This is a genomic window from Nonomuraea sp. NPDC026600, from assembly GCF_040638335.1.
Lineage (GTDB): Bacteria > Actinomycetota > Actinomycetes > Streptosporangiales > Streptosporangiaceae > Nonomuraea.
Genome location: NZ_JBEZYD010000064.1, coordinates 1 through 15,322, shown reverse-complemented (window position 1 = coordinate 15,322; position 15,322 = coordinate 1). Strand labels below are relative to the sequence as shown.

Annotated in this window: 14 protein-coding genes; 6 read left to right on the top strand and 8 right to left on the bottom strand. The window is 68.8% G+C overall.

What is annotated here, in order from left to right; all coding sequences use genetic code 11:
• Window positions 1-133: 133 nt before the first annotated feature.
• Window positions 134-1,264: a sensor histidine kinase gene (locus AB0F17_RS63070; RefSeq protein ID WP_358046158.1), complete on the top strand. Its 1,131-nt coding sequence runs from the start codon at window positions 134-136 to the stop codon at window positions 1,262-1,264.
• Window positions 1,261-1,941 carry a response regulator transcription factor gene (locus AB0F17_RS63065; protein ID WP_358046155.1) on the top strand — a complete coding sequence of 227 codons (681 nt, stop codon included), beginning with the start codon at window positions 1,261-1,263 and terminating at the stop codon, window positions 1,939-1,941. Before AB0F17_RS63070 ends, AB0F17_RS63065 begins: the two co-directional genes overlap by 4 nt.
• 136 nt (window positions 1,942-2,077) lie before the next feature.
• On the opposite strand, the gene AB0F17_RS63060 is transcribed toward AB0F17_RS63065, so the two are convergent.
• From AB0F17_RS63060 to AB0F17_RS63025, 8 genes are all read right to left on the bottom strand, one after another.
• Window positions 2,078-4,408, bottom strand: a complete 2,331-nt coding sequence (locus AB0F17_RS63060; protein WP_358046153.1) for a penicillin acylase family protein — start codon at window positions 4,406-4,408, stop codon at window positions 2,078-2,080.
• Between the two features lie 7 nt (window positions 4,409-4,415).
• Window positions 4,416-6,635, bottom strand: coding sequence for an FtsX-like permease family protein (locus tag AB0F17_RS63055; RefSeq protein ID WP_358046150.1), 2,220 nt, complete (start codon window positions 6,633-6,635; stop codon window positions 4,416-4,418).
• Window positions 6,632-7,324, bottom strand: a complete 693-nt coding sequence (locus tag AB0F17_RS63050) for an ABC transporter ATP-binding protein (protein WP_358046147.1) — start codon at window positions 7,322-7,324, stop codon at window positions 6,632-6,634. Before AB0F17_RS63050 ends, AB0F17_RS63055 begins: the two co-directional genes overlap by 4 nt.
• Entirely contained in the window at window positions 7,321-7,848 is a 528-nt protein-coding gene (locus AB0F17_RS63045; RefSeq protein WP_358046144.1) for a PadR family transcriptional regulator, read from the bottom strand. Before AB0F17_RS63045 ends, AB0F17_RS63050 begins: the two co-directional genes overlap by 4 nt.
• A 51-nt stretch (window positions 7,849-7,899) precedes the next feature.
• Complete coding sequence (locus AB0F17_RS63040; RefSeq protein WP_358046141.1) at window positions 7,900-8,436, bottom strand: hypothetical protein; 537 nt, start codon at window positions 8,434-8,436, stop codon at window positions 7,900-7,902.
• Between the two features lie 32 nt (window positions 8,437-8,468).
• Entirely contained in the window at window positions 8,469-9,026 is a 558-nt protein-coding gene (locus AB0F17_RS63035) for a CGNR zinc finger domain-containing protein (protein ID WP_358046138.1), read from the bottom strand.
• A gap of 49 nt (window positions 9,027-9,075) precedes the next feature.
• Window positions 9,076-10,137, bottom strand: coding sequence for a ketoacyl-ACP synthase III family protein (locus tag AB0F17_RS63030; protein WP_358046135.1), 1,062 nt, complete (start codon window positions 10,135-10,137; stop codon window positions 9,076-9,078).
• Window positions 10,138-10,605: 468 nt separating this feature from the next.
• Window positions 10,606-10,857, bottom strand: coding sequence for a hypothetical protein (locus AB0F17_RS63025; protein ID WP_358046132.1), 252 nt, complete (start codon window positions 10,855-10,857; stop codon window positions 10,606-10,608).
• A gap of 372 nt (window positions 10,858-11,229) precedes the next feature.
• On the opposite strand from AB0F17_RS63025, the gene AB0F17_RS63020 reads away from it, so the two are divergent.
• The 4 genes from AB0F17_RS63020 to AB0F17_RS63005 all read left to right on the top strand — a co-directional run bounded on the left by AB0F17_RS63020 (window position 11,230) and on the right by AB0F17_RS63005 (window position 14,793).
• Window positions 11,230-12,729, top strand: coding sequence for a hypothetical protein (locus AB0F17_RS63020; RefSeq protein ID WP_358046129.1), 1,500 nt, complete (start codon window positions 11,230-11,232; stop codon window positions 12,727-12,729).
• A 384-nt stretch (window positions 12,730-13,113) separates the two neighbouring features.
• A complete protein-coding gene (locus tag AB0F17_RS63015) occupies window positions 13,114-13,677 on the top strand; it encodes a hypothetical protein (RefSeq protein ID WP_358046126.1) in 564 nt (187 codons plus the stop codon).
• A gap of 403 nt (window positions 13,678-14,080) precedes the next feature.
• The gene (locus tag AB0F17_RS63010; RefSeq protein ID WP_358046124.1) at window positions 14,081-14,572 is read left to right on the top strand and encodes a DUF2975 domain-containing protein; all 492 of its coding nucleotides are present in this window, start codon (window positions 14,081-14,083) and stop codon (window positions 14,570-14,572) included.
• On the top strand, window positions 14,572-14,793 hold the full coding sequence (locus tag AB0F17_RS63005) for a helix-turn-helix transcriptional regulator (RefSeq protein WP_358046121.1): 222 nt from the start codon (window positions 14,572-14,574) through the stop codon (window positions 14,791-14,793). Before AB0F17_RS63010 ends, AB0F17_RS63005 begins: the two co-directional genes overlap by 1 nt.
• Window positions 14,794-15,322 lie beyond the last annotated feature (529 nt).

The window sequence follows — 15,322 nt, the reverse complement described above, 5'->3', positions numbered from 1 at the left end:
GGTCTACGCTTCGCCGTACATCCCAGGACGTACGACACGGCGAAAACAGGGCGCGAGTCAGACCGGGGACGCACGCGAGAACTCATACCCTGGCAGGTCGGCACGGCCGATCCCGTGGCCTAACGTTTCAGGCGTGACCCCCAGGAGGACCGACGCGCTGCTCGCCATGGCCATCCTGTGTCTGGGCGTCGTCGGCACCTACGCGAGACTGTCCAGCTCGGGTCTGACGGAGCGAGACCTGGACCCGTTCGGCCTCACGCTGATCACGGTGTCGTCGCTGGCACTCGCCTGGCGGCGCAGCGCTCCCGTCCCGGTCGGGATGCTCGCGGTCGGGTGTGGCATCGCCTATTACGGTGCGCTCTATCCGGGAGTCTTCGCCGCCGCCCCCTCTCTGATCACGATCTACACGGCCGCCGCGCTCGGACGGCGGCATCTGGCCATCGTGCTGGCAACAGCGTTGGCGGTGGGTGTGGGCATCTTCGTCGCGCTGGCCGACAAGGATCCCGAGCCCGGTGGCCTCAGCCTGCTCAGTGGCTGGCTGGTGGCGATGGTGGTGGTGGGCGAGGTGATGAAGAACCGCCGCGCCTACCTGAGCGAGGTCGAGCGACGGGCGATCGAGGCCGAACGCACCAAGGAGGAGGCGGCCCTGCGCAGGGCCGGCGAGGAACGGTTGTGGATCGCCCAAGAACTCCATGACACGCTCACCCACACCATCTCCGTCATCAATGTCCAGACCTCGGTCGCCTTACAGGCGCTGGAACGCGACCCGGCGCTGACCCGCCGCGCACTGGTCGCGGTCAAAGAGTCAGGGCACGAAGCGATGCGGGAGTTGCGCGCCACGCTGGGCGTGTTGCGCCAGGCCGACCTCGATGGCCCAGAGGTGGGGCTGGCCAGGCTGCCCCGGCTGGTGGACAGGGCCGAAGCGGCCGGGCTGCCGGTGAAGACCGTCGTCATCGGCCCGCGCGGGGAGCTGGCCCCTGAGGTCGACAGGGCCGCCTACCGCATCGCGCAGGAGGCCTTCACCAACGTCCTTCGGCACGCCGGGGCCGCTTCCATCATGCTGACGATCGAATACGGGGCTGAGAAGATCGTGCTCAGCGTCGAGGACAACGGGGAGACGGATGCGAGCACGGCCGAGCACGGCATGGGGTTGATCGGCATGCGCGAGCGCGCGGTCGCCCTCGGCGGCTCCCTCACCGCCGGGCCGGGCGCGCGGGGCGGCTTCACCGTACGAGCCGAGCTACCGACGGGGATCCTGCCGTGATCCGCGTGCTCCTGGCCGACGACCAGCCGCTGATCCGCGCCGGTTTCAAGGCGCTGCTGGAGATGACCGACGACATCTCCGTCGTCGGCGAGGCCGGCAACGGCGGCGAGGCCGTCGAGCTGTGCCGCGCTCTGCTGCCGGACGTGGTGCTGCTGGACGTCAGGATGCCGCTGCTCGACGGCATCCAGGCCACCAGAAGGATCGGCGCCGACACCGAACTCGATGCGGTGCGCGTGGTGATCCTGACCAACTACGCCCTCGACGAGTACGTCTTCGCCGCGTTGCGCGCGGGGGCCAGCGGCTTCCTGGTCAAGGACATCGAACCGGCCGACCTCCTGCAGTCGGTACGCGTGGTGGCCCAGGGCGATGCGCTGCTCTCCCCCGCGATCACCAGACGGCTGATCGAAGAGTACGTCTCCACCCCGCCCAGACCGGTGCCGGGACCTGGCCTGGACCGGCTGACCGACCGGGAGCGCGAGGTCCTGTCCCTGGTCGCGACCGGGATGTCCAATGAGGAGATCGCCGGCCACCTGACGATCAGCCACGCCACGGCCAAGACCCACGTGAGCAGGACGATGACCAAACTGGGCGCTCGCGACCGCGCGCAGTTGGTCGTCCACGCCTACGAGTCCGGACTGGTCACCCCAGGAGGCCCCGGCCCTGATCGCAGGGGGTAGATCACCACCATGCTCTTCAGCGCGGACACCCGCGACGTCGTGGCGCCCTATCTTCCTGCTCCTCGGCGCTGAGCGGGCTGCGTGTCCGGGAGTGGGTCATCGCCGGATCTCCTCATGATCACCGCCCTTCCGGTCTCTACCCCAGATGAACCGCGGTGGTCCTCAGTTGCGGGTCGGCGGCGATCTCGGCTTCGGTGAAGCGCTCGGTGACCCACTGGCCGCGCGAGAACAGGACCGTCTGGTCGGTGTGGTGGGGCGAGGCGGGGTTGGCGGAGAGGGAGTAGGTCAGGATGGTGCGGGTACGGGGGCCGTCCGGAGTGAGCTCGACGGCCATCATGAAGCTGGACCCGGTGTCCACCTCCGGGTAGCGCCCGTCCGTGCCGAGCTCGCCGCGCATGCGCACCCTGTCGAAGCAGCCCTCCCCCTCGGTGCAGCCGGGAAGCGGGATCGAGGAGTAGCGCTGCGCCTGGCCCGGGGTGAGCGTCAGGGCGATGCGGTTGGTCTGGAAGTAGAGCACGGCATCGGCCAGGGACTGCCACACCTCCGGGGCGTCGTGCTTGAGTCCCCGAGGGGTGGTCAGCGGATGTGCGGAATCGAACGGCACCCGCCACGGACTGAAAACGGGCTCTCCCGCCTTGTGGGGACCCATCAGCCGGGTGAAGAACTCCCGCCACAAGATCGCCCCCTGGCCGTCCAGGGTGGCGCGCCCGTCCCACTTCCGCAGCGTCGCGCAGGCCTCGCGCACGTTCACCCGCTTACCGTCGGACGAGGTCAACTCGGGGTGGGTACGGCACAGCGTCAGCAGGTCCGAACGCATGAGCTCGAAGCTGTAGTTGCGCTTGGTGTGCGCGGTGGCCTGCAGCGTTTTCAGGGTGAAGCCGGGCGCGCCGAGCCCGTCGGCGCCGGACAGCCGCTGGGCGATCATGTCCAGGCTGACCCGGGGGCGCGGCTCCACGTCGGTGCGCGCCTCGCCCCACGCGTGCTGGTAGCCGGTCAGCGGCTGCGACGGGTTCGTCATCCAGAAGGTGTTGTTGGAGTTGGCCACGTAGTCGGCCCGGGTCAGCCTGGGCTGGCTGCCCGGACCGAAGATGCCGGGCACGACGGCGTCGGGGTCCTTGCCCCACAGGCACGCGGAGGTCGAGCCGTCCAGGACGTACGCGTCCAGCCCCGGAATGGGCGAGGGTTTTTCGCAGCGGCGCGCCTTCGCGTCGGTGACGTGGGGGACGACCGAGGCGTCGGCGAAGTAGGCGGTGCCGCCGATGTCGGTGGCGAGCGTGTGGACGAATGCCAGGCCCTGATAGGTGCTCTGGGCCGCGCGTAGCTGGGTGAGGTTCCCCGCTCTGCCCATCGCCAGCCACTCGTCGGCCGCGCGCAGGTTGGCGGCGTTGGCGTCGGCCAGCGCGTAGGCGAGCTTGTCGGTGTGCCCGGCGGCGAGCACCGGGCCGTAGCGCGAGGTGTAGAGCGTGTGGCTGCTCGTGGTGCCGTCCGGCAGGGCGACCTCCACCTCCTGGCGGCCCACCGGCTCCGCGTGGCCGTCCACCAGGTAGCTGGTCCGGTCGCCCGCGAGCTTCAGCTGGTAGACGGTGAAGCGCTGGGCGTGGGAGACGGTGTGGGTCCAGGCCACGTTCGCGTTGTGGCCGATCTGGATGACCGGCGTGCCGTACAGGCTGCCGCCGGAGACGTCGAGCACGCCGGGGATGGTGAGCTGCACCTGGTAGAAGCGGCGGATCCCGTTCCACGGGAAGTGCGGGTCGGCCAGCACCATGCCATGGCCGTCGCGCGTCGCCTGGCGGCCCAGCGCCCAGCCGTTGCTGCCCGCGGTGGGCCTCTTGGCCGGGCCGTCGGCCTCGGGCTCGGGCTCGGCGATCCCGGTGATGGCCTCCTTGAGCGCGGAGCTTCCGACCATGCGGTTGAGGTCGAGCAGGTTGTTCCAGATGTCCATGGCGGTGACGGGACCGACCCAGGCCTTGCCCCGGCAGGTGGGATCGGGCAGGTTCGCCACGCCGGTGTCCTGGAGGTAGCGGTTGTATCCCGCGACATAGCCGTCGACCAGGCGGCGCAGCTCGTCGCTCGGCCCCACCGGTGCGGGCCGGGCCAGCAACCGCCGTACGACGCCCGAGCCCGCGACGCTCTTGTAGTAGACGTCGCTGGCGAGGTTGCCGACCGGGCTGACCGGGTCGTCGGACATGGCCGCGGCGCCGAAGTACCGGGATCGCTCACCCCGCAGCGTCACCGCCCACGAGGCCAGTACGCACAGGTTGTCCTGCGCGAAGGCGTAGCCGTACCCGAATCCGAGGCCGCCGTAGTCCTTGGCGGAGATGTGCGGGATGCCGTACTCGGTGCGCCGGATCGTGGCGGAGTAGCGCGCGTCGCCGGCCGCGGCGGGCGCGCTCGTGCGTACGACCACCACGGCGGAGGCGAGCAGGACCAGCGCGATCAGCACGACCAGTCGCGGTCTGAGCTTCATGGGGCTCCTATTCGAAACGGGCGTTGTCCGGCGCGGTCAACTGCCTGAGCAGCGGCATGCCCATGAGAATCACCAGCAGGGACGCGGCGAGACCGCCGCCGACGGTCGCGAAGTAGACAGGCCCGGGCATCGCCAGGGAGGCGCCCTTCATCGCGAGCTGGTCGATGAGCGGCTCGGCCACGCCGAACCCGGCGCCGGCGGCGAGCACGGCGGACAGGACGAGCGGCAGCGCGGACTCCAGCAGCACCACCCCGGCAAGGGTGCGGGTGGGCGTACCGGCCAGTCGCAGCAGGGTGAACGGCTGCCTGCGCTCCACCAGCCCGCCGCCGACCGCCACCACGAGGCTGCAGCCGCCGACGATCAGGGTCAGCGCGACGATGGCCAGCGCGATGTTCTCGCCCTGGGTGTACAGGGTCGCTCTGGCCTGGGCGACCTCGGCGAAGGTCATCGGGGCTTCGGCGGTGTGGGCCGCCAGCAGCGTGCGGATCCGCTCCACCGTCGCCGTGTCGGTCGTGCTGATCAGAATCGACTCCAGGTCGAGGCCGGTAGTGACGGAGACGGATTCGCTGGCGGGCCCCGCGAGGGGAAGGATCTTGTCGATGGTGAGCGGGTTGTCGACGTTGACCACGCGGTAGAAGGTTCCGGCCACGGCGTGCGCGGTCGACGGGCACCTCCCGAGCACGGGGAAGCGGGCCAGGCTCGCGCATTCGACGACGGTCACCGCGGGCGGTGAGTCGTCAGCGGGCATGGGGATGCTCTCCTGGTCCGCCCTGGCGTAGATGGGCAGCACGTCCACGCCCGGGAAGCGGTGCAGGCGGGCGAGCAGGTCCGCCTGCACCCGCTGGGACAGGCCCGTGACGCCGGGCCGGGCGAACTGGGCGCGCAGCACGTGGTTCAGCGCGCCGTCGGCCACGGCCTGCTGGCCGGCCAGCACCGCGGGCACGAGACCCGCCATCGTCGTGCCGATGAACACCGCCAGTACGAGCCCGCTCACCGCGCGGAAGGCGGCCTTGGGGTCCGCGGCCATCCGCTGCGCGGCCAGCAGCGTCGCCGCGCAGCGGGTCCGCCCGGCGGCCAGGCGCGCGACCCGCATCGTCAGCCAGGGCCCGGCCAGGACCAGCCCGACCATGATCAGAGCAAGGCCCGCACCGGCCAGCAAGGCGTCGGGCTCCTTGACGTTCCGGAACACCGGGCCCGCGAACAGCCCCAGCCCGGCCAGCAGCGGGATCACCCGCCACGCCCGCGGCGGGGGCGGCACGGCCTTCCTGGCCACGCCGAGCGGTGAGATCCGCACCCGGCGCAGCGACCACAGCGCGGCGAACGCCGCGACGACCGGCACGCAGACGAGCACGGCCACGTACTGCCAGGGCTGCGGGGCGATCAGGTCAGGGAAGAAGCGGGCACCGGTGATCCGCGCCCCGGCCAGCGCGGGCCGTACCACCTGGAAGAGCGCGAGGCCGGCCAGCGCGCCGAGCAGCGCGCCAAGGGCGGCGTCCACCGCGGCGAGCACGTTGACCTGCCGGGAGGTGGCCCCCACCAGCCGGATCGCCGCCAGGCGCGTCTCACGCCGCGCGGCCGCCAGCCGGGTGGCGGTGCCCACCAGCACCAGCAGCGGGACGACCAGCCCGATGGCGGCGACGACGAACCCGAACTGGTAGATGTCGGCGTTGTCGTTGACCGCGAGCTCGGTGGACACCGTGTCGACCTGCTGGGCGCCGGGCATCGCAGCGACCTGCGGCGGCGTCAGCCCCACCACGATGGCCAGCTCGTCGGGCCCGGACAACGCGGCCTGGCCGATCAACCCGGCGCGAGTGCCGGGGAAGCGGTCGGCGAGCTGCTCGCGCGGCGCCGAGTCCAGCAGCCTGGCCAGCGCGGGCGAGGCGTAGTACTGGCCGGGGCCGGGCATGCGGGACAGGCCGGGGATGATCGGTGCCCGGGTGCCGAGCGCGGCGGCGTCCAGCCTTTTGATCAGCCGGCCCGCGTAGTAGTCCTCGTGGCGGTTCCACAGCGCGCCGTCATTGGTGGCATCCAGCGCCCAGCCATTGGGTGCGGAACCGCGCGTGCACTCCCAGCACAGGCGGTCATTGGTGGCCTGGAAGGCGTTGAAGAGCGACAGCGTGGCCAGCAGCACCGCGACGCCGACGGCCACCCCGGCGACGATCAGCGCCAGCCTGGCCGCCACCTCCCTGCCGCCGCGCAGCGACAACCGCAGGCCCAGCGGGATCATCGGACGATCCCGCTCGCGTACGGGTCGGTGACCCGGCCGTCACGCACGACGACCTCCCGGTCGGCGCAGGCGGCCACCCGGGCATCGTGGGTCACCACGATCACAGTGGTGCCTTCCTCGCGGGCCAGGCCCACCAGCAGCTCCATCACGAGCTCACCGGTGAGCGAGTCGAGCGCGCCGGTCGGCTCGTCGGCGAAAACGACCCGCGGCCCGGTCACCAGCGCTCTGGCGATGGCCACCCGCTGCGCCTGCCCGCCGGACAGCTCCCCGGTACGCCGGCCGCCGAAGTCGGCCAGCTCCAGCCGCTCCAGCCAGGAGGCGGCCCGCGCGTAGGCACGCTTGCGCCTGGTACGGCCGAGCAGCAGCGGCAACGCCACGTTGTCGGCCACGGTCAGCTCCGGCACGAGCTGGCCGAACTGGAAGACGAAGCCGAAGGCGGTGCGCCGCAGCTCGCTGCGGCGGCGGTCGTTCAGCGTGTCCAGCCGCCGCCCGTCGAACCACACCTCGCCGCTGTCCGGGGTGAAGATCCCGGCCAGGCAGTGCAGCAGCGTCGACTTACCCGAACCGCTGGGTCCCATGACGGCCAGCACCTCGCCCGCGGTCACCGACAGGCTCGCCTCCCGCAGCGCGGGCGTGTTGCCATAGGAGCGGCTGACCGCCTCGGCCCGCAGCAGCGCGTTGACGATCATCGCTCGCGCACCGCCTCCGCCAGCGCCCCCAGCCGAGCCTGGGTGACATCGATCCACCGCAGGTCGGCCTCAAGGCGGAACAGGCCGTGATCGGCCAGGAGCGTGTCAACCAGGTTGCCCGCGCGCTTGACCTCGGTGAGCTCCCGCATGCGTCCTAGATGCGTCGCACGCTGGGCATCGAGGTAACCCGCCGCGTCGCGCCCCAGCATCAGCGCCAGCACGACCTTGGTGAACAGCACCGTGTGCAGGTACGGCTCGGCCGCGACCGGCTCGGCCAGCCACGCCTCGACCTCGTCCTTGCCCACGGGGGTGATGGCGTAGCGCTTGCGGTCGGGCCCGTCGCCCGGCTCGCTCTGCCCGGCGGTGACCTTGCCGTCTCTGGCCAGGCGGCCGAGCGTGGAATAGACCTGGCCGAAGGGCAGAGGCTTGCCCCGGCTGAAGAAGGCGTCGTAGTCGCGTTTCAGGTCGTATCCGTGGCTCGGCTCCCGTTCCAGCAGGCCGAGTAGTGCGAGGGGGACACTCATGCCAGACGACTATACCCTGAGAGTATATACGCCGGAGGTAGGCTCAGCCGATCAGTCCGCGAGCGCCTGCCGTCGGCGGATGTCGAGCGTCTCGGTGACCCGGGCCGCGTCTCGCGGATAGGCGACGTACAGGATCGACAGCAGCAGGCCGTTGACCAGCATCAGCACGACCAGCAGCCAGAGGAACACGCCCTGGATGCCGAGCGTCGCCGCGAGCGTGCCGGCCAGCAGCGAGAACGCCGCCCACGCGATCGTCTCGAACACCGTCAGCCAGATCGCGTACGCCTGACCGCGCAGCTCGGGCAGCACGATGGCGGTGGAGTTGTCGATGCCCCGCTCCGTGACGAGGAACTGGACCCCGAAGATGGCGATCAGCAGATGTCCTGACAGAAGCCGGCTCACCATCATCACGGCGTAGCTGGGGATGCGGAACAGCCCGATGACCGAGCCGACGGTGACCCTCGTCTTCGGCCGGTCCTCACTCGCGAGGTCGGCGAGCTGCTTCTCGGCGGCCCCGATGCCCGGATCCTTGAAGAACGCGACAACGAGAAGACCGGCGACCATGCAGACGGCGCCCAGCGTCCACACAGCATTTAACCCCGGCGCGACAGGGGGCTCGGCTATCGCGCGGTGGCCGTCCGCGTCTGCTTCTTACGGGCGCGGTAGGCCGCCGCCTTGATCTTGTTGCCACACGACTCCATGCCGCACCACTCGCGGCGTCCCCCACGGGACCGATCGATGAAGATCTTGGTGCATTCGGGGTTGGCGCACTCCTTCATGAGCGGCACGTCCGGCCCGGTGAGCAGTTCGATGGCGTGCCTCGCCACGGTGGACAGCGCCTGCGCCGGGGTCGCCTCGGTCCACCGCCCCTCGGCGGCGAGCTGCGGGATCGCGCACGGAGTACGCGCCGCCTCGTTCACCAGCGCGAGCGCCCCGCCGTCGTACCCGTCGCCCGCGAGCCGGGCGGTCACCAGCGCGTAGATCGCCTCCCGCACCGCCACCGCCTGGACGACGTCGCCCTCCTGGCAGGCGGTGACGGTGTCGACGACGCCGGACTCCACGTACCAGGCGTCGAGCCGAGCAGGCCCGTCGAGCGTCTCGAAGGGCGCCGTGCGACGGGCGCGGAGCGTGCAGGCCAGGTCGAGCGCGGGGTTGCCACACAGGAAAACATGTCTCACATCACCAGTTTGACGGGTGACTATGACGCGTGCAATGGTCATCACCGCTCTAACCGGTGACGCTAAATCCGGACAGATCGGAGGCGTACTCCCCGGGGATGTCGAGGATCCGCAGGACGGCGCAGGCCAAGGTCTTACCGGCACCCACCCCGATGAGCAGCACGTAGTCGCCGCGGGCGAGCGCCCCGCCGGCCAGCAGATGGTCGAGGGCGACGAACTGGTCACTGACCCCGAGATGTCCGATACCGGCGCCGTACTCCCAGGTGGTGTCGGCCAAGGTCAGCCCGAACCAACTCGCCCGCTCCTCCAAGTTGTCCCAGCGCCCGTGCGGAAACGCTACGCGCGCCACCTCGTCGAGCGTGATCCCCGCCTCCTTGAGCGTGCGCTCGACCAACCCCATCAGCGTCGACTGGATCGCCAGCATGACGCCGGCTCCGTCGCCGGCGAAGAGTCGCTTGCGGAACTCACCGTGACGGGCGGCGAAGTCGAGCGGCCGGCCCACGGTCGCGTCCGGCGGGAACATCGGCACGCCGCCGTCGTTCACCGACTCGGCCTCCGGCAGCACGATAACGTTTACCGACCGCAACTGCGCGAACCCCGTATCCGTGGTGACCAGCAGCGCGCACCCGGCGTCACCTACCACGTTGCCCTCGATCATGCGCCACCGATCGACCAGCGGGGTGCCGTGATTGTCGGCGCCGACCAGCAGCGCCGTGCCACCCGGCCGCAGATACCCGGAAGCGAGCTGCAGCGCGCTGAACAGCCCGCAGCACCCCTGCCGCACCTCAACGCCCAGGACATCGCCGCCGACCAGATGCTGCTGCAGGTAGTACTGCGGCTGCCAGCCCTCCGGCCCCTGATGCCAGACATCGGCGTACAGCATGAGATCCAGATCACGCGGCGACATCCCGCCCGAGCGCTCGAACGCGTGCCGAGCCGCCCGCAGCGCGAGCTCCGGAGCCGGGACGTCGCCCGCCACCGCCGCGCCGCCGAGGCGGAAGTACTCCACCTCGTCGGCCGGATAGCGGCCCTCGGCGACAGCCGTCTCGATGCTGACCACCGGCGGCAGATGGACCCCGATACTGCGCAGGTAAACGTCGGGTGTGTGCAACCGTCCTCCTTGCTGATGCGCCGGGCATGCCGCGGCACGGGGCGTGGTGGAACGAATAACCCACTGCTAGGGAAAAACGAGCCTGCTGGAAAAGCTGTCGGGTTGCCAAGCACAGACCGGCGATACGTACGGCAGGCCCTCGCAACCTGAACGTGACAGAAGTATCCGTGAGCGGTCGGGCCGATGCTAATCGAATGAATTATCCATGACTAGTGGTGTCATTCTTCGCACGAACCATGCATAATCTTCACCGCCGTTGATCATCGGCGTACCGGAGCGGAGCCAGCGGCCGCAGGCCGGAAAGCAGCTCACCCATGTCCCAAAACCAGGCTCCGGCCACCGGTCAGAAGCGCACCGGCCGGCGCAGGTACGGCGGCCCTGGTCGCGTCGCTGGTCACGACCGGCGGTTCCTTCGCCGCCACCTGGGCCTGCCTGTTCGTCACCGTCACCGGCCTCGGCGCGGCCGCCTCACCCCTGTCGGGTCTCTTCGGCGACGGCACGGTCTCCATGGCCGTCATCATGCTGACCGTCTTCGGCCTCGCCGTGCTGTCCCTCATCCTGGTACGCGGGGCTCGGGCGCGTGCGCGTCTGCGATAAGACACTCCGGGTCATCACCGCGAAACCTCTATGCAGAATACGGCCGTCCTTATCAAAGCTTTCGGAACAATGACGCCCTGCGGCGATCACGGTCAAAAGCAGGGACTTGACCGGATCGATCACCAAATATACGCTGCGTCCAAATTATGGCCAGCCTTTATAGGCACTTTGGCCGTCACTAAGGACGTGGTGTCGATTGTTCTACAGGGGCAAGGACATGGTCAGGTTCGCACACACCGACAGCAGGAACCTGATCGCGCCTGTCGGCGCCGATGGGCAGCCAACCGCCTACCTGCGGGTCAACGGCTCCAGCAGCACACACCAGTGCCGGGCAATACCTGCGGGCACCCCGGTGGATGGCAGTGGCGCAGTGGGACGACGCGGTGTTCAGCCACTCCCGCTCGGTGTACGACGCACGCGCCGTGCAGCCGCAGCAGGGCTTCTCCTACCTGAGCTGCGTCGCGTACCTCAACTGACACGCCGCAGGGGGCACTGATGTTCGGCAACCTGATCGTGGCCGCCGCGCTGGTGCTGCCCGCTCCGGTCTCCGCCGAGAGCGCGTGGCTCACCAAGTACAAGGCGCTCGAGGCGCAGATCGGCCAAACCGCCTACACCGATCCGAACAGCGCGAACCTGGCATGGAGCGAGAGCTACATCATGCGTAGCTACCTCGATGTCTACGCCGCGACTCAGGACACCGCCTGGCTGGACAAGATCGTCACACATGCGGACACCATCATCGCGAACGCCGACGATGTCGACGGCGACGGCTTCCGCGGCTGGAGCACGAGCCAGTACTCGCCATCCGAACTGGCCAATCCGGGCTTCGAGACGGCGGCTTCCGGCGATGCCACCCTGCCCGCCAACTGGAGCAGGTTCCAGGACGCCGGGAGCCATATCTATCGGACGACGGATGTTCCCGGAAGCAGCACGGGCACCCAGTCCGTGCGGGTGGTGTCCGATCAGACGAAGTGGAAGAAGCTCCGGCAGAAGATCGGCGCAGGTTACGAGGGCGGCACCAGATATGTCCTGCGAGGCTGGGGCAAGCGCACCGGCTCGGTCGTCGGGCGCGTCGTGCTGCGCGACGCATCCACGACGCTGTGCATGCTGGAGTACACCACCAGCACCTGGACGCTGAAGCAGACCACCTGCGACATTCCGGCCGGGCGGTCGCCGGAGGTCTGGCTGGAGCATGCCTCGTACACGGTCAGCGGCTCCGCCTACTTCGACGACATCCGGCTCAGCGGGATTTTCCCCTACATCGTGCACGACGGCATGATCGGCATACCGATCGCAGAATTCATCAGACTCGTGGCGAAAAATCCTGCTTTATCAGGGTATGGCGCTAAAGCTGCCGCCTACCAGACGTTCCTGGAGACCGAGATCATCCCCCGCTGGGAACAGAGCGCCTACCTCGGCAACACCTGGAACGGCACTTCCTACCAGCAGTCGCCCAACGTCGACGCCTTCAGTCACACCAGGGTCTCCAACGACCTGCCCTTCAACATGTCCCTGGCATTCGCCAACATGCTCACGGTCCTGCACGAGGTCAACGGCAATCCCGCCTACCTTGCCAGAGCCACCAAAATCGCCCAATGGACCAAAAGCAAGCTCACCAACTCCGCCGGCGCCTACATCTGGAACTACAGCACCTACGCCACTCAGAAAGAGGACCTGTCGCACGGCAACGTAGACCTGTCCGCCTTCGTGGAGTTCTACCGACGCGGCCAGGTCTTCACGGCCGCGGATATGGGCGCCTTCAAGAACACCCTCACAACCAAGATGTGGAACGGCTCCGCCACCGCTCCCGTGTTCTCCCTCTACATCGACGGCACCGGAGCGCCCAACGGCGTCGACTACTTTCTGCACTCCTGGCTGGAACTCACCGAGTTCGACAGACAGGTATGGACCCTCACCGCCACCAAGTACACGACATTCACCCCTACGAACGCCCCGCACCTCATCACACTGGCACGCCTGCTGACGTGGGAATGAGGCCGTAGGTATGCACGGCGCCAGCGCCGTGCCGAGCCACTTACCGGCCGGCCCCGAGGCCTGACATGACGGGCCTCGGGGCTGCGGAACGCATCCACCTCCACCCTCGAAACCATCAAACTCGTTTGATTCAGCCTGTCGGCATGGTGCCCACGGGTCGAACAGCCCCGGCGTTCGTGCGCATGGACGCCCACCCACGACGGTTTCCCAGGGCGTCGCCGTCTTTCCCACCGAAGGCGCTTCACCGCCCCCGCCTTTATAGGCGAGTTCTCTTCAAGAAGATCAACAGGAGGCATTCTGGACCGAGATCGGCGGGTCGGCCACGATGAGGGCATGACGCACAACGGATCAGCGCAGCCGCCGACGGCGGGGGCAGGAGCAGGCTTGCGCCTGAACTGGCCTGCTGTGAGCGCTCTGGCAGGTGCGGTTGCCGCCGTGGTCGCGCTGATCGCCTACCTGATGCCGCCGGCCCCACCTCCGCAGCCCCAGTCCGACGCGGTAGCCCCCACCCCGGCCACGCAGTCATCGTCACCAGATCCGGTCACCACCCGACCCGAACCTCCGACCCCGAGTCCATCGCCTGAGTCCAGCACGCCCCGGCCACCAAGACCAAGCCCCACGCGAGCGGTTCCGGTTTCCTCCGAACCGCTGCCGGCGATTCGCCCCGGCGGCTGCGACGGGGCGGCGGCGGCGCTGGCCGCATACCGCCGGAACGCCGGGACCGTCCGCAGCAGCCAGGCGGCCGCGGCTCAGCAGACGTACCGCGACCTGATGGGCGCGGGCCTCGACGCGGAAGGAGTGGTGGGGGCGAAGATCAGTCGGCTGGCCGGCGAATTCCAGGAACTGAACTTCCGCTTGACCGGCATGACCGGCGGCGATCCCAACCAGGTGATCACGGATATCAATACAGACGCCGCGGAGCTCAATAGGCTGTGCGAATCCACCTGACCTGGCGACACGTCACAGCCGGACCGGCACGCGACGGCTGCGGAGCAGCGCCTCTTCCTTATCAGCCAAATGACCAGGGTTTCGGATCACGTCCGATGCGTGCCTGACCTGCGTTTGACCGTCCGCCCCCCAAGCCCCCGCCCGCGGCCCTCCGAGGGGTGCATCACACCTGCGCCTCGCACCGGATGCGCGCCTTGTGTGCGTGGTCGGCCCCCTCCCTGTTCAAACCGACCTTTGCCGTCGACTTCGACAAGATCAAGACGGTTCGCGCGAACGCCATGCCATGGGAGGGGCGGCGGCGTCCCGCCACGGTGCGAAACCGCCGCCCGCCCTCCACCCCAGCCCTTGCTTAACCTATCGAAATTCAATAGATTCACATCGCAACTCGATGGAAGGATGGGTCATGGGAAAGCTGACAGTGCGTGCGCTTCGCGCCGTGCTCGTGGTGGTGCTCACCGGCACCGTGTTCGTACAGGCATTGATGGTGTGGGTGTTGATCAGCGGGAGCGACCCGGAGGACGGGTCGCTCCCGCTGACCCCGCTGCGCGTGATCGCGGTCCTGGGCATGGTGTCGGTCCAGGTCGCCCTGGTCAGCGTATGGCGGCTGGTGACGATGGTGCGACGCGGAACCGTGTTCTCCCACGCCGCCTTCCGGTACGTGGACGCCGTGATCGGCGCGATCGTGGCGGCTGCCCTCCTGTGGTTCGCGGTCACGGCCCTCAACGCGCCGGGCCAGCGGGACGACCCGGGCGTCACCGTCATCATGGGCGGGATCGGCCTGGCCATCCTGGGGGTCGCGCTCATCGTGCTCGTGCTGCGGATGCTGCTCGCCCAGGCCGTCGCGCGCGACGTCGAAGCGACGCAGATGCAGGCCGAGTTGGACGAGATGATCTGATGCCGATCGTCGTCGACATCGACGTGATGCTGGCCAGGCGGAAGATGTCCGTGGGCGACCTCGCGGACCGCATAGGGATCACGCCCGCCAACCTGGCGGTACTCAAGAACGGCCGCGCCAAGGCAGTGCGCTTCACGACGCTCGCCGCCCTCTGCGACGTACTCAAGTGCCAGCCGGGCGACCTGCTGCGCTGGGAGGCCGAGGACCCCGCGAGCGGATGACGTGCCCCGCTCGTTGCCATCAACTGCTGTACGGGCATAAAAAGAGGCCAGTCCCGGGAAGGGATCTGGCCTTTGACTTTGAGTGGGGCTACCAGGACTTGAACCTGGGACCTCTTCCTTATCAGGACCACCCGACACGTGATCAGAGGCTCGTGTCCTGCTCTGGGATGGTGCAGGGCGGTCGTGATCGTGAGCGGTTGTGTGGGGCTGTTGCAGTACGCGTTGCAGTAGTCCGCCCGTCGCCTGGTTCTCCCCCGTCCTCCTCGTAGCTGCCGTGCTCAGGCGACAGGTTCGGCTCTTTCGGACATCGGATCGGCTTCCCGACTTCTCAACCACGCCTTCCATTGGCTTACTTTGGGCTTGGGCGCTTCAGGGTGGTCTAACAACCACAGGAGGTACTGGGCCCGTAAGCGGAAACCCTCATCAGGATCATCGGTAAGCATTCACGCCTAGAGCATTCCGGTGCTGGATGATCGCGGGGCGTGATCGTCTTCGGGTGTGAGTCGCTGCGGATTGTGGTGGGAATCAG

Bases quoted from the DNA above. Each gene is read 5' to 3' on its own strand.
- AB0F17_RS63060 (WP_358046153.1), bottom strand. From the start codon at position 4,408: ATGAAGCTCAGACCGCGACTGGTCGTGCTGATCGCGCTGGTCCTGCTC.
- AB0F17_RS63005 (WP_358046121.1), top strand. From the start codon at position 14,572: ATGCCGATCGTCGTCGACATCGACGTGATGCTGGCCAGGCGGAAGATG.
- AB0F17_RS63055 (WP_358046150.1), bottom strand. From the start codon at position 6,635: ATGATCCCGCTGGGCCTGCGGTTGTCGCTGCGCGGCGGCAGGGAGGTG.
- AB0F17_RS63020 (WP_358046129.1), top strand. From the start codon at position 11,230: ATGTTCGGCAACCTGATCGTGGCCGCCGCGCTGGTGCTGCCCGCTCCG.
- AB0F17_RS63010 (WP_358046124.1), top strand. From the start codon at position 14,081: ATGGGAAAGCTGACAGTGCGTGCGCTTCGCGCCGTGCTCGTGGTGGTG.
- AB0F17_RS63045 (WP_358046144.1), bottom strand. From the start codon at position 7,848: ATGAGTGTCCCCCTCGCACTACTCGGCCTGCTGGAACGGGAGCCGAGC.
- AB0F17_RS63050 (WP_358046147.1), bottom strand. From the start codon at position 7,324: ATGATCGTCAACGCGCTGCTGCGGGCCGAGGCGGTCAGCCGCTCCTAT.